Annotated in this window: 13 protein-coding genes, 2 pseudogenes and 1 riboswitch; of the genes and pseudogenes, 8 read left to right on the top strand and 7 right to left on the bottom strand. The window is 74.0% G+C overall.

From position 1 onward, the window contains the following. Positions 1-4 precede the first annotated feature (4 nt). Positions 5-1,083, top strand: a pseudogene (locus ACLVWQ_RS04195) (polyprenyl synthetase family protein). Between the two features lie 57 nt (positions 1,084-1,140). Here ACLVWQ_RS04195 and ACLVWQ_RS04190 read toward each other — a convergent pair. Beyond that, positions 1,141-1,365 carry a hypothetical protein gene (locus tag ACLVWQ_RS04190; RefSeq protein WP_414106768.1) on the bottom strand — a complete coding sequence of 75 codons (225 nt, stop codon included), beginning with the start codon at positions 1,363-1,365 and terminating at the stop codon, positions 1,141-1,143. 75 nt (positions 1,366-1,440) lie between these two features. Further along, positions 1,441-1,740: a hypothetical protein gene (locus ACLVWQ_RS04185; RefSeq protein WP_414106767.1), complete on the bottom strand. Its 300-nt coding sequence runs from the start codon at positions 1,738-1,740 to the stop codon at positions 1,441-1,443. 95 nt (positions 1,741-1,835) lie between these two features. Continuing rightward, positions 1,836-1,922: riboswitch (ZMP/ZTP riboswitch) on the top strand. Positions 1,923-1,942: 20 nt separating this feature from the next. Between ACLVWQ_RS04185 and ACLVWQ_RS04180 the strand changes: the two genes are divergently transcribed. Continuing rightward, on the top strand, positions 1,943-2,797 hold the full coding sequence (locus ACLVWQ_RS04180; protein ID WP_414106766.1) for a bifunctional 5,10-methylenetetrahydrofolate dehydrogenase/5,10-methenyltetrahydrofolate cyclohydrolase: 855 nt from the start codon (positions 1,943-1,945) through the stop codon (positions 2,795-2,797). Positions 2,798-2,830: 33 nt separating this feature from the next. On the opposite strand, the gene ACLVWQ_RS04175 is transcribed toward ACLVWQ_RS04180, so the two are convergent. Both ACLVWQ_RS04175 and ACLVWQ_RS04170 read right to left on the bottom strand, forming a co-directional pair. Then, the gene (locus ACLVWQ_RS04175) at positions 2,831-4,270 is read right to left on the bottom strand and encodes a M6 family metalloprotease domain-containing protein (RefSeq protein ID WP_414106765.1); all 1,440 of its coding nucleotides are present in this window, start codon (positions 4,268-4,270) and stop codon (positions 2,831-2,833) included. Positions 4,271-4,433: 163 nt separating this feature from the next. Further along, positions 4,434-6,296 (bottom strand): endoglycosylceramidase, encoded by a 1,863-nt coding sequence (locus tag ACLVWQ_RS04170; protein WP_414106764.1) that lies wholly within the window; start codon positions 6,294-6,296, stop codon positions 4,434-4,436. Between the two features lie 223 nt (positions 6,297-6,519). Between ACLVWQ_RS04170 and ACLVWQ_RS04165 the strand changes: the two genes are divergently transcribed. Further along, complete coding sequence (locus tag ACLVWQ_RS04165) at positions 6,520-7,641, top strand: XdhC family protein (RefSeq protein WP_414106763.1); 1,122 nt, start codon at positions 6,520-6,522, stop codon at positions 7,639-7,641. Here the strand turns inward: ACLVWQ_RS04165 and ACLVWQ_RS04160 are convergent. Next, a complete protein-coding gene (locus ACLVWQ_RS04160; RefSeq protein ID WP_414106762.1) occupies positions 7,638-8,141 on the bottom strand; it encodes a metallophosphoesterase family protein in 504 nt (167 codons plus the stop codon). The genes ACLVWQ_RS04165 and ACLVWQ_RS04160 overlap by 4 nt on opposite strands. A 5-nt stretch (positions 8,142-8,146) precedes the next feature. Continuing rightward, positions 8,147-10,615: a SpoIIE family protein phosphatase gene (locus tag ACLVWQ_RS04155; protein ID WP_414106761.1), complete on the bottom strand. Its 2,469-nt coding sequence runs from the start codon at positions 10,613-10,615 to the stop codon at positions 8,147-8,149. A 282-nt stretch (positions 10,616-10,897) separates the two neighbouring features. Between ACLVWQ_RS04155 and lanKC the strand changes: the two genes are divergently transcribed. The 4 genes from lanKC (at position 10,898) to ACLVWQ_RS04135 (ending at position 17,573) form a co-directional block, all read left to right on the top strand. Then, positions 10,898-13,555, top strand: a complete 2,658-nt coding sequence (gene lanKC, locus ACLVWQ_RS04150; RefSeq protein WP_414106760.1) for a class III lanthionine synthetase LanKC — start codon at positions 10,898-10,900, stop codon at positions 13,553-13,555. Positions 13,556-13,650: 95 nt separating this feature from the next. Beyond that, the gene (locus ACLVWQ_RS04145) at positions 13,651-13,767 is read left to right on the top strand and encodes a SapB/AmfS family lanthipeptide (protein WP_414106759.1); all 117 of its coding nucleotides are present in this window, start codon (positions 13,651-13,653) and stop codon (positions 13,765-13,767) included. A gap of 159 nt (positions 13,768-13,926) precedes the next feature. Next, positions 13,927-15,672: an ABC transporter ATP-binding protein gene (locus tag ACLVWQ_RS04140; RefSeq protein ID WP_414107388.1), complete on the top strand. Its 1,746-nt coding sequence runs from the start codon at positions 13,927-13,929 to the stop codon at positions 15,670-15,672. Beyond that, on the top strand, positions 15,669-17,573 hold the full coding sequence (locus tag ACLVWQ_RS04135) for an ATP-binding cassette domain-containing protein (RefSeq protein ID WP_414106758.1): 1,905 nt from the start codon (positions 15,669-15,671) through the stop codon (positions 17,571-17,573). The genes ACLVWQ_RS04140 and ACLVWQ_RS04135 overlap by 4 nt, the downstream gene beginning before the upstream one ends. Here ACLVWQ_RS04135 and ACLVWQ_RS04130 read toward each other — a convergent pair. Next, positions 17,499-18,431: pseudogene (locus ACLVWQ_RS04130) on the bottom strand (LuxR C-terminal-related transcriptional regulator); the annotation flags it as partial. The gene ACLVWQ_RS04135 and the pseudogene ACLVWQ_RS04130 sit on opposite strands and share 75 nt — an antisense overlap. On the opposite strand from ACLVWQ_RS04130, the gene ACLVWQ_RS04125 reads away from it, so the two are divergent. Continuing rightward, on the top strand, positions 18,340-20,481 hold the full coding sequence (locus ACLVWQ_RS04125; protein ID WP_414106757.1) for a SpoIIE family protein phosphatase: 2,142 nt from the start codon (positions 18,340-18,342) through the stop codon (positions 20,479-20,481). The pseudogene ACLVWQ_RS04130 and the gene ACLVWQ_RS04125 overlap by 92 nt on opposite strands. Positions 20,482-20,562: the final 81 nt, after the last annotated feature.

Below are 20,562 nucleotides of genomic sequence, written 5' to 3'. Positions count from 1 at the left end.
CACGATGTCCTCCGCCCTGCCCTCCTCCACCCTGCCGGCCTCGGCACCGGTCCCCGCCGAGCACGCGTCGCGTCTGCTGGAACGCTGCCGGGCCCTGGTGCGCCCCGCGCTGGCCGAGGCGGTCGGGCGGCTGCATCCCTGGGTGGGCGAGATGGCCGCCTACTCCCTCGGATGGTGCGAGCCGGGCGGCGCACCCCCGGTCGCGCCGACGGGCGGCAAGGGACTGCGCCAGGCGCTCGCCGTGCTGGGCGCGGAGGCGGCCGGAGCCCCCACGACGCGGGAGTGACCGCCGCGGTCGCGGTGGAGCTGGTGCACACCTTCTCGCTGCTCCACGACGACATCATGGACGGTGACCCGACCCGGCGCGGACGCCCCGCGGTCTGGCAGGCGTACGGGACTGGGCCCGCCGTCCTCGCGGGCGACGCCCTGTTCGCGCTGGCGGTGGAGACCCTGGCCGCCGCACCCGGCACCGGCGTCCCGTCGGCCGTACGTCACCTGTCCAGCGCGCTCAACGACCTCGTCCGCGGCCAGGCCGACGACCTGCTCTTCGAGACCCGCCCCTGGACAGGCCCTGAGGCGGTGCGGCCCGACGAGTACCGGGCGATGGCCGAGCACAAGACCGGCGCGCTCCTCGGCTGCGCGACCGCCCTGGGCGCTGTGCTCGCCGGTGCCCCCGGCGGGACGGCCGCCACGCTCGACCGCGCGGGCCGCCATCTGGGCGTGGCCTTCCAGGTGGTCGACGACCTGCTGGGCATCTGGGGCGACCCCGCCGTCACGGGCAAGCCGGTCCACGCGGACCTCCTCCGGGGCAAGAAGACGTTCCCGGTCCTGGCCGCCCTCGCCGATCCGGCGGCGGCCCGGCCGCTGGCCCGCCTCCTCGGCTCCGCCGAGCCGCTCGACGAGCCTGCGGCCCGGCGCGCCGCGGTCCTGATCGAGGACGCCGGCGGGCGCGCGGCCGCCCTGGCGGAGGCCCGTCGCCACGTCCTCGCCGTCGGCGCCTGTCTCGACGGCCTCCCCTCGGCGTCCCGTGCCACCCACGGCCTGCGGACACTGCTCGATTTCCTCGTGCACCGCGAGATGTGACCGACGTGCGGGCCGGCGAGGTCGTCGCGCGCGTGGCGGCCGGGGCCCACGCGTGCGTCAGCTCCGTGGCTCCGGCCCCCAGTACGAGGAGCCTCCGCCGCGCCACTCGACGAGCGGCGACACCGCGACCTCGTTCTCGTCGAAGTCCAGTCCGGCCCGGCGCAGGAACTCGACGACGTCCAGGAGGCTCATGGCGGTGCCGACCGCCTCGCCGTGGACCGCCACGCGCCGGCCGCCGTCGCCGCGTGGCGGATGGACGAGTACCACCGGGTGTTCCGACATGCCCTCAGCCTCACCCGGACCGCCCGCACCCGCATCCGGACGCGGCGTCCGGAACAGAGCGGGGTACGCGGCGGCTCAGTACTCGACGGCGGGGAGCAGTCCGGTGACCGGGGCGGCGAGGTCGGTCACCTGGTGCAGCTGCTCCAGCTGGTAGAGGCCGTTCAGCTCGTTGAGGCTCTGGATCCCGTCGGAGATCTTCGGGATCTTGTCCCGGTGCTCGGCGGGGAGGTCGCTCACGGCGATCGAGTCGAGTTCCGCGATCGGGTCCAGCTTTCCCGTCTCGGGGACCGTGGCGGCGCCCGCGGAGGAGACGGCGAAACCGGTGACGCTGAGGGCGAGGCCGACGGTGGCGACAATACGTCGTGTTGAGATCATGCTTTCAGCAACGGTGGAAAGCGGCTCACGGACACGGCTCGGGCCGCCCCCTCACCCGTGAGGCTCAGCATTCCGGCGAGGCACCGCGTACGCTGGCAGCAGGCCGTGACTGGCGCTGAGGTGGAGTACCACCGGGGAGCGGCCCGACGACACCGTCTTCGCCGCGCGCCTGGGCATCTTCCACGACGCTCAGGAGTGGCTCATGTCCCAGGCCCGTCTCATGGACGGCACCGGTCCCGCCCGGCGGATCATCGAGGAGACGGCGCAGCGTGCGGCCGAGCTCACCGGACGCACCGGCGTGGCGCCCTGTCTCGCCACCGTGCTGGTCGGCGAGGACCCCGCCTCCGTCACCTACGTACGGATGAAGCAGAACCGCTCCCGCAAGGCCGGGATCACGTCACGGCACGTGTCGCTGCCCGCCGCGACCACGACGGCCGAACTGGTCGGCACGCTCGCCGGGCTGTCCGCCGACCCCGCCGTGCACGGCATCCTGCTGCAGCACCCGACGGGGCCGCACATCGACGAGCGGGCGGCTTTCGAGGCGATCGCTCCGGAGAAGGACGTCGACGGGGTCACCCTCGCCTCCTTCTCCGCGACGAGCTTCGGACTGCCCGGCTTCGCGTCGTGCACCCCGGGCGGGATCATGCGCCTGCTGGACGAGTACGACGTCGACCCGGCCGGCAGGCGGGCCGTGGTGGTGGGCCGCAGCGCGATCCTCGGCAAGCCGGTGGGCATGCTGCTGCTCGGCCGCGACGCCACGGTGACGTACTGCCACTCGCGTACCGCCGACCTGGCGTCGGCCGTGCGGGAGGCGGACATCGTGGTGGCCGCGGTGGGCCGGCCGCGGCTGGTCCGCGGCGAGGACATCAAGCCGGGCGCGGTCGTCGTCGACGCCGGTTACAACCCCGGCAACGTCGGTGACGTCGACTTCGACGGCGCCCGTGAGCAGGCCTCGCTGATCACTCCGGTACCCGGCGGGGTCGGTCCGATGACGATCGCCACGCTGCTGGCGCAGACCGTCGAGGCGGCCGCGCTGCAGACGGGGGCCGGGGTCTGAAGCCCCCGGGCCGACGGGGTGTCAGGGTCGGTGTCAGGTCACCGTGATGTTCACCCTCATCTCGTCGGCACCCGGGGTGCCCACGGTCTCGACGGTGATCCCCGTCCAGGTGCCGTCGGGCAGGTTCAGCGCCGGGTCGGTCTTCTCGCCGACCGTGTTCCTGTCCCCGAACGGGTAGAGGTCGTCGCTGTCGCCCCGGTTGCCCCGGCCGAACATCCGTGAGAGGTCGCCGCGGCCGTCGGCCTGGAGGAGTTCGATGGCGAGGTTCTGTTCGTCGTTGACGTTGTCGATCGACTCGTCGACGACGTACACGGCGATGCCCTCGTCGGGCAGGAAGGCGTCCTGCCCGCGGCGGCGCCGGTACTCGACGAGGATGTACTGGTGTTCGGACATCGTCTCGGGGTTCCGTACGAACAGGGCCTCGCCGCCCTCCGCGGCGGGCCGCAGCCCGATGTCCCCCGTGGTCTCGCTCACCACCCGGGGCTCGATCCAGCCGTGGAACATCCGCAGCATGGCGGTCGGGAACACCGGGGTCAGGCCGCCGTTGCCCCATGAACCGCCCGCCATGAGGCAGTAGTTGCCGAGTCCGGCCGACCGGGTCAGCTGCTGCTGCCCGGTGTCGTAGTAGTCGGCCCAGCGTGCCGCGAGGTGGCCCCACTCGTGGGCGCAGACGCCGACGGCGCAGTCCTCGGGCACGGTCAGGAAGGTGCGCACCGACAGGCCCGGCGCGACCTCGACGCCGCCGGGGATCGTCCACTTGAGGCTCCACAGGTCGCCGCGCTGGGTCGTCTGCTCGGCGCCGCGTCCGGCGTGGATGACGAACAGGGCGGTGACGGCTCCCTCGTCGAGCGCGTCGAAGGGGGTGAAGTCGACCCCCGCCGCACGGGCCGCCAGTACGGCGTCGCGGGCCAGTCCCTGGGCGTTGCGCGGGAAGGTGGAGTTCATGCCCGAGTTGCCGTCGGCGTAGAAGGACATCGGCTGCGGCATACGGAACCAGCCGTGCACCGCGCCCTGGATGTCGATCCCGGTGCCGGGCGAGCTGTCGAAGCCGCTGACCTGACGGTAGAAGGAGCGCATGCTGCCGCTCAGGAACTCCTCAAGGCCGAAGAGCATGCTGTCGTAGTGGCCGGGGCCGTGGTCGGCCTCGTGCGGCTGGTCGGGGAAGTCGACGAGCAGCACCAGCGTCCGTACGGTTCCCCGGAGCTGGGTCTCGGGCCGGGTGATCAGCTGCTTGTCGGTGCTGGGGCCCGGGTCGACCGCTCCGTCGTCGAGGCCGACGAGGTTCTCGCCCCTGCGGCCCGCGCGCCAGACGGAGTAGTACTCCTCGAAGGTCATGTTCTTGGGCAGGCGGCGCTCTTTGACCAGTTCGAGGTAGCGGGCGTACAGCTGTGCCAGGGCCTGCGGCGACAGCGGTACGGGGCAGGCGTCGGCACAGTGGTGGGCGGGCCGTACGGGGCTGAGCGTCACGCGCATCAGGCACCCCCTTCAGGGGACGAACCCCTCTTTGCCGGACACGGAGGATCCAGAAAAATCGGACCATGCGAAGGTCGTAAGCCTTCTCATAGCCGGGGGGTGCCTCAGCTGTCAATGTCCGTCCGTGGCAGGGCCGTTGGGGTGTCGAAGCGGAACGGGTCCGTCAACCCACCGTCGTGGCGGCCCAGTTCGTCAGTTCGGCGCGCGCCGCGCTCAGCAGTGCTGCGGACGGGGCCGTCGCGCCGTTGGTGACCAGGGCGTAGTGCAGGGTGCCCGAGTCGGGGGCGGTCAGCAGGAGACGACGGCTGCCCGTGCCGCCCGGTTCGCGCGCGGCGGCGATCGGTGTGGTCCTGGTGTAGGCGGGCGGGGCCGCCGTGACACCGAGGTCCGAGACCACCGTCGTGGAGGCGGTCGGGAAGGACGCCGGCAGGTGCAGTTCGGTGGGCTCCTCGCTGCCGTCCGAGCGCCACACCTGGAGGGCGTACTGGCCCGAGCCGACCAGTTCGGCCACGCGCGGCAGCGAACTGGGGACCGGGTTCCAGGTCAGGGTGGTGGAGCCGTCCCTGGACCGGTCCTCGTAGGTGAAGGCGACCGTGCTGCCCGCCGTCGCGCTCGGGTAGACCCGGTCGAGGAGCCGGGCGTCCTGGCGCAGTACGGCCGCGCCGGAGTCGTCGAGGCGGACGGCGGAGAGGTCTTCGTCGTTCCAGGCGTCGCCGGTGGTGAGCACCTTGTCGGGGTTGTCGTTCATCAGCTCGTGGTGACGGCCGTTGTAGATGTCCCACTGCCACTGCGAGCCGGACAGGACGGGGCCCGACCGGGTGGGCCCGGTCCACCAGTTGCCGCCCTTCACCCGGGAGTCGAGGGCCTGGTACATGGCCTTGAGGACGGTGGGCGCCTTGTCGGCGACGGTGCCGGAGAGGGGGTGGCCGAACTCGCTGACGACCGCCGCGGTGCCGGTGGCGGCGGCCCGGTCGCGCACGGTGCCGAAGTCGGTGACGTACTGCCCGTCCTCGGCCTTGCCCCACATGAAGATGCCCGAGATCGCCTTCTGGTCGTAGAAGTGCGTGTTGAAGACGTAGCGCGGGCCGAGTGTGCCGGAGTCGAGGAGGCCGCCTTCCTGCTTCTGGAAGTCGAGGTTGGCGTTCCAGAAGAGGTTCGGCTCCACGAAGGCGGGCTTGGCCTGCCAGCCCGCGGCGTCCATCCGCGCCCGGAACTTCGCGTAGAACGGCTGGAGCACGTCCTTCTCCCACGCCCGGCTCGTCTGGCCCGAGTCGTAGACGCCCGCGTGCGGCTCGTTGTAGGGGTCGAAGCCGACGACGCCCGCGAACTGGGCGTCCGTCAGGTGCTGCCGGACGTACGCCATGGTGGCCTGGGCCGTGGTGAGGAAGGCGTCCTGGAGGCCGTACGCGTTGTGCCAGAAGTCGTACGACGCCTCGGTCACCGCCGCGTTCGAGGTGATGTTCTGGCCCCAGAAGGGGCAGATGCCGCAGTACTCGTCCGGGTAGTCACCGGCGTCGACGGCCCACTCAGGCGCGCCGTCGCCCGTGTACCAACTGTCGGAGTCGAAGAGGTGGCGCGAGTAGAGGTCCTGGTGGAAGTCGGGGTAGATCCGGATCCCGGCGTCCAGGAAGGCCCGCATCTGCTCGGTGGCCGCGGCCAGGTACCCGGTGTCCACCTGGCCGCGCACCGGTTCGGCGTACGCCCAGGAGAGCAGGAAGCGCACCGAGTTGCCGCCGCCCAGGGCGCGCAGCGCGGTGGCCGACTTCCTGGCGTCGGCGACCGAGGCGAAGGGCAGGCCGTGGTTCTCGCCGAGCTTCGTCTCACCCGAGACGTTGTACCCGCGCAGCACGACCTCGCGGCCGAGGCCGTCGGTGAACCGGCCGCCCTGGACCGTGAGGGTCGCGGCGGCGGCCTGGTCGAACCACAGCTCGTCGGGGAGGGCGGCGGCGGACGGGGCTCCCGCGGTCGACAGGAGACCGGTCAGAAGCACGAGGACGCCGAGCAGATGCACACGCAACTTCGACATGTCCACAACAATCCCGTGCGCACCAGGACCCCGTCAAGAATCCTGACTTGAGAGTAAGTCACCTTTGCCGCACGGCTGTTGATCGATGCGCGGCCGCTGTGGGACGGCGGCGACGGATCGACGCCCGGCGACGCCCCACCGCGGCCGGTCACCCCTGTCCGGACATCACCCCGGATAGAGTGACGCGCATCACGTCCGGTGGCGGTGGTGAGAGGAGCGGACGATGCGTGAGATCCTCCCGGCGCTCGACAGGTGGTACGCGGACGGCTCCCCCTTCGGTCTCGCCACGGTCGTCGCCGTCAGCCGGAGCACGCCCCGGGATCCCGGCGCCGCCATGGCCGTCGGTCCTGGTGACGAGGTCGTGGGCAGTGTGTCGGGCGGCTGCGTGGAGGGCGCGGTCTTCGAGCTGGCCCAGGAGGTGGTCGCCTCGGGCGAGGCCCGCCTGGAGACCTTCGGGTACAGCGACGAGGACGCGTTCGCGGTCGGGCTGACCTGCGGCGGGGAGATCACCCTCCTCGTACGCCCGGTGACGGCCGCCCTCGATCCGTCCTTCGGGGCGGTCGCCGCGTCGGTGGCCGCGGGCCGCCCGGTCACGGTGGCCACGGTGACCGACGGCCCGGCGCGGCGCGGCGCGAGCCTCGCCGTCTGGGCGGACGAGGTGTCCGGCACGCTCGGCACGACGGGCCTGGACGTGGCCGTGACCGCCGACGCGCGGGGCGAACTGGCCCTGGGCTCGACCGGCAGGCGGCACTACGGACCGCGCGGCGAGCGGCGCGAGGACGCGGTGACGGTCTTCCTGCACTCGTTCGCCCCGCCGCCGCGCATGCTGGTCTTCGGGGCGATCGACTACGCGGCGGCGGTGGCCCGCATCGGCTCCTTCCTCGGCTACCGGGTCACGGTGTGCGACGCGCGGCCCGTCTTCGCCACCCCGAAACGCTTCCCGGGCGGCGTCGAGGTCGTCGCCGAGTGGCCGCACCGCTTCCTGGCGAAGACGGACACCGACGACCGCACCGTGGTCTGCGTCCTCACCCACGACCCCAAGTTCGACGTGCCGCTCCTGGAGGAGGCGCTGCGCCGCCCGGCCGCGTACATCGGGGCGATGGGCAGCCGGCGTACGCACGACGACCGGCTGAGGCGGCTGCGGGACGGCGGGCTCGACGAGGCCACGCTGGCCCGGCTGCGCTCCCCGGTCGGCCTGGACCTCGGGGCCCGTACGCCGGAGGAGGTGGCCGTGTCCGTCGCCGCCGAGATCGTCGCGCTGCGCTGGGGCGGCAGCTGCGCCCCGCTGACGGCGACGGACGGGGAGATCCACCCGCGTGCCGAGGCGGCGCCCGGCGCTCCTTAGACGCGTGGGGGCAGGCGGTGGAGCCGGACGGTGTCGAGCGCGCCGTCCGTCACCGTGGCCGTCATGTACGTGTGGTGCGGTCGGCGTCTGCGGTCGGTGGGCGAGCCCGGGTTGAGAAGGCGCAGGCCGGTGGCGGCCGTGGTGTCCCAGGGGATGTGGCTGTGGCCGAAGACCAGTACGTCGGTGTCGGGGAAGCGTTCCGCGCACCGCCGTTCGCGGCCCCGCGCGGCGCCGGTCTCGTGGACGACCGCGAGCCGCAGGCCGTCGAGGTCGGCGTGGGCGACCTCGGGGAGGCGGGCCCGCAGCGCGGGGCCGTCGTTGTTCCCGTACACGCCGATGAGCCGGCGCGAGCGGTCCTGGAGGAGGTCGAGGGTCTCGGTGTCGACCCAGTCCCCCGCGTGGATGACCACGTCGGCGTGCGGGAGTTCGGCGAGGAGCCGCGCGGGCAGTTCCTTCGCGCGCTCGGGCAGGTGGGTGTCGGACATCAGCAGGAGGCGCACGCGGGTCAGCCTCCGACGGGTCCGGTCAGGGGCACCTCGGCCCACACCTGCTTGCCGCCGCTGACCGGAACCGTTCCCCAGGTGCCGGAGAGGGCCTCGACGAGGAGGATGCCGCGGCCTCCGGTGGCCTCCCAGCCGATGCTCGTGGGCTTGATGGGCGAACGCGGTGAGGCGTCGGCGACGGCGACCCGCAGCCTGCTGTCGATGAGGGTGAGGTCGAGGCGGACCTGCCCCTCGGTGTGCACGAGGGCGTTGGTGACGAGTTCGGAGACGATCAGGAGGACGGCGTCGGGCTCGTCCGTGACGCCCCAGGCCCGCAGGGCGCGCCGGGTGAAGCGGCGGGCGTGGCGGACCGCCTCGGGGACGCGCCACACCGTCCAGCTCTCGCGCAGCGGTCTCAGGGCCAGGCCGTCGTAGCGCATGAGGAGCAGGGCGACGTCGTCGCCGCGGTTGGCGTCCGCGAGCAGGGCGTCCGCGACGAGCCCCAGGTGTGCGGGGTCGGCCGCGGCCAGTTGTCCGGCCAGCCGGTCCAGGCCGTCCTCCAGGGCGAGTTCGGCGGACTCGACGAGGCCGTCCGTGGTGAGGGCGACCACGGTGCCGGGCTGGAGCGGCAGCGGGCTCATCGGGAAGTCGGCCTGGGTGATGACGCCGAGGGGCGGACCGCCCTCCGTGACGACGATGTCGGTGCTGCCGTCCGGGTGACGCAGGACCGGCGGCAGATGCCCGGCCCGTACGCACCAGGCCGTGCCCTCGGCCATGTCCACGTCGACGTAGCAGCAGGTCGCGAAGAGGTCGGTCTCCATGCCCATGAGGAGCCGGTTGGCGTGCGAGACGACCACGTCGGGAGGGTGGCCCTCGACGGCGTACGCGCGCAGTGCGGTACGCATCTGGCCCATCAGGGTGGCGGCCTGGGCGTTGTGCCCCTGGACGTCGCCGATGACGAGGGCGACGTGGTTGTCGGGCAGCGGGATCACGTCGTACCAGTCGCCGCCGACCTCCAGGCCCGCCGTGGTGGGCAGATAGCGGGCGACGGCCTCGGCGCCGGGCAGCGGCGGCAGCCTGCGGGGCAGGAGGGTGCGCTGGAGCATGCCGACCAGTTCGTGTTCGGCGTCGAAGGCGTGGGCGCGCATCAGCGCCTGTCCCGCGAGGCCCGCCGAGGCGGTGAGCAGGGCGCGCTCGTCGGGCCCGAAGTCGTGCGGGGTGTCCCAGCCGATGAAGCAGGCGCCGGCCATCCGGCCGCCGGCCGGCAGCGGCAGGACGGCGAGACCGCCGGGACCGACCCCGGCGAGCGCGGGCTCCAGCGGGGTTCCGGCGGGCCAGATCACCGCGCGCCCCTCGCGCAGGGCCGCCTCCAGGGTCGGCATGGAGCGCACCGGCGCGTCGGGCCACTCCGAGCGCCAGTCGGCCCGCCACACCTCGGGCCAGGCCTCCGGTTCCGGCGGGTCCAGGACGGTGACGACGAGACGGTCGCCCTCCAGTTCGGCCAGCGCGATGCGGTCGGCCGCCAGTGGCCTGCGCAGGGCGGTGACGACCGCCTGGCCGACGTCGTGGACGGTGCCCGCGGTGGCGAGGGCGGCGGCGAGCCGCTGGACCCGGGTGACCTCGTTGCCGCCGGACCGCAGGTTCGAGGCGTCGCCGATGGTGCCCACCAGGCGGGAGGGGCGCCCGTCGGCGGCGGGCTGCAGCCGGGCCCGCAGCCTGAGCCACTTCTGCTCGCCGGACGGCTGGAGGATGCGGAACTCCAGCTCCCGCTCGCCGATGGACATGTGGTCGGCCTCCACCACGGACATCAGGGTGGGCGTGTCCTCCGGCACGGTCATGCTCAGCAGGGTCTCGATCTTGCCGTCGAAGTCGCCGGGGTCCAGTCCGAACAGCTCCAGCATCTCGTCGTCGACCTCGACCCGCCCCGAGTCCATGGCCAGGCTGAACGAACTGCTGGTCAGCACCTCGGCGTCACCGGTCCCGGACGGCACCGGGAAGGAGACCGCCTCGGCGAACAGTTCGAGGCACTTGCGGTCCTCGGTGTCGAAGCCGCCCCGGTTCTCGCTCACGGCCACCAGGCAGCCGCCGCCGGGCGCGCCGGGCGGCAGCGGCAGGACCGCCAGCCAGAAGTCGCCCGCCGGGGTCTGCCGGGCGCCGGGGACCGCGGCGAGCTCCTCCGGTCCGAGCCACCGGGGCTGTCCGGCCCGGTGGGCGTCGGCCACGGGCGAGGCGCCCGAGAGGGAGTAGCTGTCGCGTACGCCGTACAGGGCCCGGGGCACGCCCGCGGACCCGATCAGACACAGCTGGTCACCACGGTCCCCCGGCGCGTACACGAGGGCGAGGGTCGCGCCGCCGTAGACAAGTGTCTGTTCGAGCACGCTCCGCAGTCGTTCCGGGGAGCCGAGGTCCGTGTGGAGCGTCCTGAGGGCAAGTTCGGCGCGCGGCGTTCTCGTTCCGCGCCCCGTGTCTCCCTCACTCACCACGTCCGTCATTACAGCGCGTCCGGGGCGCGGGCGCAGCCCCTGTGACCGTTCCGGGGCCGGGTGCGGCGGCGGCCGGACACCGCCGGGACCGTGACCGCGCGCCCGCCGGCGGCGTCACGGGGAGTTCCCGGGAGCCGTCGGGGATACCGCCGACAGGGGGGTCACGCTGCGTGTAACAACGGCACGGCGGTTCGAAGAGCCGTGTATTTCTCACGGTGACCTCGTGACAGACGTGACTGTCCGCGCCCTGAGCGAGGTGGAAGCCTCTGGCGGGAGCCGGAGGGGGTTTCGATGGACACGCGGTACGAGGTCTACGCACTGGCGGACCGGCACTTCTACGAGACGCCCGACCGGCCGGCCGCGGGGCGCGGCGCCGCACCCTCCTACGAGACGGCCCGGCGGGCGGTGCCCGCGGGATGGCGGGCCGCGCGGATCGGCGACTGGCTGGCGCTGACCCCTCTCGACCCGCGGGGCAGGCCGCGGTCCGGGCCGGCTCAGGGGTGGAAGATCCACGCGTCGGCCACGAGCGACAACGCGGAGCGGATCGCGCGGATCGTGTGGGACTACTGCGTGCCGAGGGCCGTCCCGTTCAAGTTCGTCCCCGGACCGCATCTGCTGCATCTGCGGAACGTGAAGTACGCGGCCCGCGACGGGAGCGGCAAGTTCGTCACCGTCTACCCGGCGGACGAGCGGCAGCTCCAGGTCGTCCTGGAGGAGCTCGGCGCGTTGCTCGAGGGCTTCGAGGGCCCGTACATCCTCACGGATCTGCGCTGGAACGAGGGGCCGCTGTACGTGCGCCACGGCGCCTTCGCGCGGTCCTTCGTCGTGGACGACCGGGGCACGCTGGTGCCCGCGGTGACGGACGGCGAGGGCCGGCTGGTCCCGGACCGGCGCGCGCCCTCCTTCCAGGTGCCCGAGTGGGTGACCCTGCCCGCGTTCCTGGAACCGCAGCTCGCGGCGCGCAACACCACGACGGTCGGCGATCTGCCGTACCGCATCGAGAAGGCGCTGCACTTCTCCAACGGGGGCGGGGTGTACGCGGGCGTCGACACCCGGGACGGACAGCGGGTCGTCCTCAAGGAGGGGCGGCCGCACGCGGGGCTCGCCGCCGACGGGGCGGACGCGGTCACCCGGCTGGCCCGCGAGAAGTACGCCCTCGAACAGGTGTCCGGTCTCGGTGTGGTGCCCGAGGTGCGTGACTGGTTCACCCTCGGCGACCACCGCTTCCTCGTCATGAGCTTCCTGGAGGGCCGGCCCCTCAACTCCTTCTTCGCCGAGCGGCATCCGCTGCTCTCCCCCGACCCCGACCCGGAGGCCGTCGCCGGCTACACGGACTGGGCGCTGCGTATGCACCGCCTGGTCGAGGAGGCGGTGGAGGCCGTGCACGGGCGCGGGATCGCCTTCAACGACCTGCATGTCTTCAACATCATGGTCGCCCCCGACGAACGGTCCGTCTCGCTCCTCGACTTCGAGGCGGCGGCGCCGATCGAGGAGGGCGGTCGTCAGGTCGTCGCCCACCCCGGGTTCTTCGCGCCGCCCGACCGCAGGGGCGCCGACGTGGACCGGTACGCGCTGGCGTGTCTGCGGCTGGCCCTGTTCATGCCGGTCACCACGCTGTTCGTGGTCGACCGTGCCAAGGCGGCGCATCTGGCCGAGGTCGTCCTCGGGCAGTTCCCCGGCGTTCCGAGGGCGTTCCTGGCGGAGGCGGTCGCCGAGATCACCCGGACACCGGCGGCCCCGCCCGCCGGCAGGACCGGGCCCGCCGCCGGGTCCGCCTCGCCGTACGCCGCTCTCGCCGAGCCCGGCGACTGGCCGTACAGCCGTGACTCGATGGTCAAGGCGATCCTCGCCTCGGCCACCCCGGAGCGCGACGACCGGCTCTTCCCCGGCGACATCGCGCAGTTCTCCGACGGCGGCGGGCTGGGGATCGCGCACGGCGCGGCGGGTGTCCTGTACGCCCTGTACCGGACCGGTGCGGGCCGGTACGAGGAGGGCGAGCGCTGGCTGCTCGACCACACGGACCCGGTGCCGCCCGGCACCCCGCTCGGCCTGTACGACGGGCTCGCCGGGGTCGCCCACGTCCTCGGCCTGCTCGGGCACCGGGAGCGGGCGCTCGACCTCGTCGACACCGTCCTCCACGAGAAGTGGCACAAGCTGTCGTCCGACCTCCAGGGCGGTCTCGCCGGACTCGGCCTGGTCCTCGACGCGCTGGGACGCAGCACCGGCGAGCCGGAGCCGGCGGCGCGGGCGGCGGAGGTGGCGGCGATCCTCCAGGAACGCCTGACCGAGCCGCCCGCCGACCCGAGGAAGCGCCGCGCGGGTCTCCTGCGCGGCGCGAGCGGTCCCGCGCTGTTCCTGCTGCGCCGGTACGAGTCGACCGGTGATCCGGCGCTGCTCGCGTCGGCCGCCGAGGCGCTGCGCCGGGACCTGGCGTGCTGTGTCGTGCACCCGGGCGGCAGCCTGGAGGTGGACGAGGGCTGGCGCACGCTGCCCTACCTCGGTGACGGCAGCGCCGGGATCGGCATGGTGCTCGACGACTACCTCCGCCTCGCACACGCCGGGGACGACCGGAGCACGTCCGGCCGAGGCACGACCGGGCAGGACGAGTCCGGGCAGGGCGACTTCGAGGGGGCCCGCGCGGGGATCCTGACCGCCGCCACCTCGCGCTTCTACGCGCAACCCGGGCTGTTCCAGGGCAGGGCCGGCATGGTGCTGCACCTGAGCCGCACCGGCGCGGCGCCCGGCCGGATCGCCGAGCAGGTCGCGGGACTCGGCTGGTTCGCGATGCCCTACCAGGGCCAACTGGCCTTCCCCGGCCACCAGATGATGCGCCTGTCCATGGACCTGGGCACCGGAACGGCCGGGTGCCTGCTCGCGCTCGGCGCCGCCCTCGACAGCGAGGTCACCGCCGGGCTGCCGTTCCTGCCGCCGCCACCACGGCGGCCCTGATACCCGGCTCCGCCGCCCGGCGGAGCCGTGCACCCACCCCCCGTCCCCACACAGACCACACCGGGGCGCAGGGAACACCCGAAAGGAAGACAATCATGGCCCTTCTCGACCTGCAGACGATGGAATCCGACGACACCGACGGCGGCGGCACCCCCAGCACGCTGAGCCTTCTCTCGTGTGTCAGCGCCGCCAGCATCACGCTCTGTCTCTGACGGCACCGTCCCCACGGCTCCGGACGGCTCCCGCCTCTCGCGCGACGGGGCCGTCCGGGGTCCGCCCTCGTGCCGGGAGGCCGCACGGTGACCGTTCCCGCTGGTCCCGCCACCTCGCCCCGCCCCGACCGACCCGACGGCCCCGCGCACCGCCCGCCGGTGTCGACAGGCGACGCGCTGCTGCGCGCGGCGACCCGCCACAGCGGTGCCCGCTGCGTGGCCCTGGCGCTGACGGCCCTGGCCGCGACGGCGGCGAACCTGCTGCTGCCGGCCGCGCTCGGCCGGACCCTCGACGTCCTGCTCGGCTCCCCCTCCGACCCCTCCCGGGCCACGCGCTGGGTGCTCTGCTGCACGGTCCTGGTGGTCGTGCTCGCCCTGCTCGACGCCTGCGAGACGGTGCTGGGCGCCACCACGAACGCGCGGGCCACCGCCTGGCTGCGCGAGCGGCTGACCGGGCACGTGCTGGACGCCGGCCCGCGGGCCGGCCGGCGTTTCGGCGCGGGCGAACTCGTCGCGCGCCTGGTCGGCAACGCCGGCCAGGCGGGAGCCGCGCCCGCGACCCTCGCCGGGGTGCTCGCCGCCCTGGCCGCGCCGCTCGGGGCGATCGTGGCGCTCTGGCTGATCGACTACCGGCCGGCGCTGGTCTTCCTGTGCGGAGCGCCCGTCGTCGTGCTGCTGCTCAAGCGTTTCGCGCGCGACTCCTCGCGGTGCGTGGCGCGTTACCAGGAGGCGCAGGGCCGGATCGCCGGCTCCCTCACGGAGGCCGTCGACGGGGCGCGGACCGTCGCGGCGGCCGGGACCGCCGACAAGGAGGTGGCACGCGTCCTGCGGCCGCTCCCCGAGCTCTCCCGCGAGGGCCACCGCATGTGGCGGGTCCAGGGGCGCGCCGCCGCGCAGGCCGTCGCGGTGGCGCCCCTGCTGCAGATCGCGGTGCTGGCCACGGCGGGTCTGCTGCTCACCCGGCACGCGCTCAGCGTCGGCGAGCTGCTCGCCGCCTCCCGGTACGCGGTCCTGGCATCCGGCGTCGGTGTCCTGGTCGGCCGGCTCGGCGGACTGGTCGAGGCACGCGCCTCGGCCCGCCGCCTCGGTGACCTGCTGGACGTGCCCGTGCCGCCGTACGGGAGCCGCTCGCTCCCGCCCGGTCAGGGCCGCCTGGAGCTGCGGGGCGTCACCGTGCGGCGCGACGGGCGGACCGTGCTGGACGGTGTGGACCTCGTGGTGCCCGGCGGGACGACCCTGGCCGTCGTCGGACGCTCCGGCACGGGCAAGTCGCTGCTCGCCGCCCTCGCCGGACGGCTGGCCGACCCGGACGGCGGTGACGTGCTCCTCGACGGAGTGCCGCTGCGCGAACTGGACCGGCACACGCTGCGTCGCGAGATCGGCTACGCCTTCGAGCGACCCGCCCTGCTCGGCGACAGTGTCGGGGCCACGATCGGCTTCGGCCGTCCCGCGCCCCCCGCGGACCGGATCAGGGCCGCCGCCCGCACGGCCCGCGCCGACGCGTTCGTCCGCCGGCTGCCGCACGGTTACGCGACCCCGTGCGCCGATGTCCCGCTGTCCGGCGGTGAGGTCCAACGGCTGGGTCTGGCACGGGCGTTCGCACGGGGCGGGCGGCTGCTGATCCTGGACGACGCGCTGTCGAGCCTCGACACCGTGACCGAACACCACGTCGCCGAGGCGCTGTTCGGGGACATGCCCGGACGCAGCCGGCTGATCGTCGCGCACCGGGCGTCGACGGCGGCGCGCGCGGACGCCGTGGCCTGGCTGGACGGGGGGCGGGTGCGGGCGGTGGGACGGCACGACGCGCTGTGGGCGTCGGCCGCGTACCGGCGGGTGTTCGGGGCCGACGAGCCCTCGGCCGACGCTCCCGTCGACGACCCGGTCGAGGGCCGGGGCGGCCGATGAGCGGCGACCGTACGCACCGGACGCGCCCGATGCACCGGCGTGGGCTCCGTTTCCTGCTCGTCAGGTGGCGGGTGGTCGCGCGGCTCGCCGGCTGGTCCGTCCTGGAGTCCGGGCAGACCTTCCTCAGCGGGTACGCGCTGGCGCGGGCCCTCGACGCGGGGTTCCTGGCCGGACGGGCGGGGGTGGGACTCGGCTGGCTCGGGGCCGCCGCGCTCGCCGTCCTCGCCGGGGCGTTCGGCACGGGACGGGTCTACGCGGCGGTGGCGGCGCTGGTCGAGCCGTTGCGGGACCGGCTCGTACGGGACGTGGTCGTCCGGGGGGTGCGGGACGCGGACCGCGGCTCGCTGTCCCGGCTCACCCAGCAGGTGGAGATCGCCCGTGACACCTTCGCCGGGATCGTGATGGTGTCGCGTTCCTTCGTGTTCACCGCGGTGGGCGCCCTGGTGGGCCTGTTCTCGCTGGCTCCGCTGCTGCTGCTCGTGGTGCTGCCTCCGCTCGCCGCCTCGGTGGCCCTGTTCACGCTGACCCTGCGGCCGCTGACCCGCCGCCAGGAGGCGTTCCTCGTCGCCGACGAGGCGCTCGCCACCCGACTCGGCGCGGTCTGCCCGGGGTTGCGGGACGTCACGGCGGCCGGCGGCGAGGAGCAGACCGCCGCGGACGTGGGGGCCCGGATCGGGGCCGAGCAGCGGGCCGCGCGCTCGCTGGCCCGCTGGGGTGTGCTGCGCGTGGCGGCCCTGACGATCGGCGGGCAGCTCCCGATCGTGCTGCTGCTCGCCACCGCGCCCTGGCTCCTGGCGCACGGCGTCACCGCGGGAGCCCTGGTGGGCGCCCTCTCGTACGTCGGCCAGTCGCTGCTCCCCGCCCTGCAGAACCTCGTCCACGGCCTGGGCACGAGCGGCTCAAGACTGGCGGTGGTCCTGCGCCGCCTCTCACCGGGCGACCCGCCCCCTCCGGCCACTGCGAGGCCCGTCGTCGCGCCGGCCGCTCCGCAGCCCGCCACCTCGGCCGGCGGCTCCGCCCCGCCCGCGGCCGTCACCCTCTCCCGGCTCACCTTCGCCTACGGTCCCGCCAGCGAGCCCGTGATCGAGGACCTCGACCTGTCGGTCCCGCACGGCACCCACCTGGCGGTCGTGGGCCCCAGCGGCATCGGCAAGTCCACGCTCACCGCGCTCATCGCCGGGCTCCTGGAACCGACCGGTGGTTCCGTGGACGTACGGCACCCGGCCGGCGGCCGTCCCGTGGAGCGGCGTCACGTGCTGATCCCGCAGGAGGCGTACGTCTACACCGGGACGCTCGCCGAGAACCTCGGCCATCTGCGGTCAGCGGCCGTGCCCGAGGCGGAACTGCTGGCCGCGGCGGCGGACATCGGTCTCACCGCGCTGCTCGACCGGCTGGGCGGCCCGTCCGCCGAGGTCGCCCCGGCCACCCTGTCGGCAGGAGAGCGCCAGCTCATCGCCCTGACCCGCGCCTACCTCGCGTACGCGCCCCTGGTCCTGCTCGACGAGGCGGCCTGCCACCTCGACCCCGCGGCGGAGGCACGCGCCGAGCGGGCCTTCGCCCGACGGGACGGCACCCTCGTGGTGGTGGCGCACCGGGTCAGTTCGGCGCTGCGCGCCGACCGGGTGCTGCTCATGGACGGCCGTCGCACCCTGTACGGCGGCCACACGGAACTGCTGGAGCGTTCCGCTCTGTACCGGGATCTGGTCGGGGCGTGGTCCGGGCCCTCACGACCAGCCCTCGCCCTACAGCCACCCCTCGCCCTGCGAGATCCTGATGGCGTCGACGCGGTTGCGGGCACCGGTCTTGCGCGTGATGGCCGCCATGTAGTTGCGCACCGTCCCGTGGGACAGATGGAGGCTGCCGGCGATCTCCGCGACGGAGGCACCGTCGGCGGCGAGTGAGAGCACACTCAGCTCTCTGCGGGTCAGTGGCATCCGCGCGGCCTGCAGGAAGCCGAAGCCGAGCGAATCGTCGACGAAGCGCTCCCCCGCGGCCACCCGCCGGATCGCGGAGACGAGCCGCTGCGGCGGACTCTCCTGGTCCACGAACCCGCGCGCCCCGGCGTCGAACGCGCGCCGCAGGAGACCGGGCTTGCGCGCCGTCGCCAGCACCAGCAGCCGGGGGGCCTTGCCGTTGCCTCCGCGGAGCTCGGCCAGCGGAGGCACTCCGTACGAGTCGGTCCGTGCCAGATCGGCCGCGCAGATGTCCGGCTGGACCGACCGAACACTCCTGGGCGCACCGCCCCACGGAGCCTCGAACACCGACAGATCGGATTCCCGGCGGAGCCAGTCCGCCAGCACCGATCTCACCAGACACACGTCGTGCACCAGCAGCACCCGGATCACATCCGCCCCTCCTGTATCCCCTCCGCCCAATGGGATTGGGCCTGGCTGTTCTGCGTGGCCGTCGCGTCCCGCTGTTCTGTCGTGCCGCGCCCCCACCCCTCGCGCTGCTTCCTGCGCGTGCCCACTGACCGGCGCGACCCCACCTATTCGTTCTCCCGGGCGAGAAGAACCGGCCACCGGGGCGCGCCCGGCGCACACGCGGGGCGCCCGCCACAGCACACGCGGGCTCCCCCGCCGTGCGGGAACCGCCCGCACGAGAGAGCCTTGATCTCTGGAGACCCTCTGGACTCCTTCGACGTGTCCGAGGGAGGAGGTGGACGGCGTGTCCGACGGGCAGGCGTCCGGGCACCCTCCCCGGACCGCGCCGGAGCCGGCCGGCCGGCCGCTGCTGTCGCTGGCCCTGGCCGCGCTCATGGACGACGTGCACGCCCACGCGGGCGCGGTGTATCTGCTGACTCCCGGTGAGCCGGTGCTGGAGATGGCGGTGATGGCCGGGCTGCCCAGGGCGTTCGCGGCCCCCTGGGAACGGGTGGGTCTGGCCGCGCCGATCCCGGTGGCACAGGCCGCGCGTGACCGGCGGCTCGTGTGGGTGAGCGGCGAGGAGGACATGGCGCTCCGCTACCCGCGGATCGCGATGGTCCTGCCGTACCCGTTCGCCCTGGCCGCGATGCCGGTGGCGACCGACTGCACCCTGTACGGGGCGGTCTTCCTGACCTGGCCCAGCACGCGTCCCGCGGAGCTGTCCGACGGGGAGCGGGACCGGCTCACCGCGGCCTGCGACCGGCTCGCGATGCGGCTGGAGCGCGCGTACGAGAAGGGTCACGAGGTACGGCCGGAACCCGATCTGCTCGCCCCGGCGCCGATGGCGAGCGTGGCGGGGGCGCTCGGTCCGGTGGAGGCCGCACGGATGGTGGCGCGCCTGCCGTACGGGCTGTGCGCGCTCGATCTGCAGGGGAGCGTCGTGTTCGCCAACGCGGCGGCGGCCGAACTGCTGGGTCTGCCGGTCAGCGCGCTGCTGGGCAACCGGCTGTGGGCGTCGGTGCCCTGGCTGGACGACCCGGTCTACGAGGACCGCTACCGCGCCGCGCTGGTCAGTCAGCGGGCGACGTCGTTCGTGGCGATGCGCCCGCCCGCGGACTGGCTGTCGTTCCGGCTGCACCCCGGCACGGACGGGCTGAGTCTGCGCATCACCCGGGCACGGGCGGTGGCCCGGGAGGGCCACGCGGCCTTCCAGCACGGGGAGACCTACACCCGCCTCGTCACCATCTCCCAGGTGCTGAGCCTGGCCGGGGCGCTCACGGAGGCGGTGGGCGTGCGGGACGTGGTGCAGCTGGTCGCCGACGAGATCGCGCCCGCCGTCGGCAGCCGGGGGCTGGTGATGCTCGGTTCCGAGGCGGGCCGGATGCATGTCCTGGGGCACCACGGCTACCCGGATCCGCGGGTCGTGGAGCGGTTCGACGGGATACCGCTGACCGAGCGGACACCCGGCACGCACGCCCTGCTCAGCGGCGTCCCGGCCTTCTTCGCGTCCCGCCGGGAGCTGGGAGACCTCTATCCGGAGCTGGACCTGGCGGCCGACGACATGGAGGCCTGGGCGTTCCTGCCGCTCATCGCGTCCGGCCGGCCGGTCGGCACCTGTGTGCTCGCGTACGCCGCGCCGCATCCCTTCCCCGCCGACGAGCGTGCCGTGCTGACCAGCCTCAGCGGACTCGTCGCACAGGCCCTCGACCGGGCCCGCCTCTACGACGCGAAGCACCGGCTGGCACAGGGCCTGCAAGCGGCGCTGCTGCCTCCCTCGCTGCCCGCGCTGCCCGGGATCGAGGCCGCCGCCCGCTATCTGCCGGCCACCCGGGGCATGGACATCGGCGGGGACTTCTACGACCTGATTCCGACGGGTGGGCGGACCGCGGCGGTGATCGGGGACGTGCAGGGCCACAACGTCGCCGCGGCCGGGCTGATGGGCCAGCTGCGCACCGCCGTACGCGCCTACACGACCGTCGGCCAGTCGCCGGGAGATGTCATGGGCAGCACCAACCGGCTGCTGATCGACCTGGGCAGTGAACTCTTCGCGAGCTGTGTCTATCTGCGTCTCGACCCGGCGCGCGGACGAGTGGTGACGGCCCGCGCCGGCCATCCGCCGCCGCTGCTGAGAACGCCGGACGGCAGGGTACGGGTGCTCGACCTGGCAGGCGGGCCGCTGCTGGGCATCGACGCGGCGGCCGACTATCCCACGACCGAGGTGGCGCTGCCGCCCGGCTCGCTGCTCGTCCTCTACACCGACGGGCTGGTCGAATCCCCGGGCGTCGACATCGAGGACGCGCTGGCGGGGGTCGCGGAGCGCCTGGCGGAGATCGGCGACCGTCCGTTGGACGAGGTGGCGGACAGCCTCGTACGGCACAGCGGAACGGCGGAGCAGCGGGTGGACGACGTGGCCCTGTTGCTGCTCCGCGCGCGGGCCGACTGACGGGCCCCGGACTCGGTACGGATGGATGTGTACGAGGCCGGTACCGCGTGCGGTTCGGCCCTGCGAGTGGGAACCGGCCCC

The sequence above is a fragment of the Streptomyces sp. CWNU-52B genome (assembly GCF_047444975.1).
Taxonomy (GTDB): Bacteria; Actinomycetota; Actinomycetes; order Streptomycetales; family Streptomycetaceae; genus Streptomyces.
The sequence above is the reverse complement of the archived record's forward strand: the minus strand, read 5'-3'. Positions and strand labels throughout refer to the sequence as shown.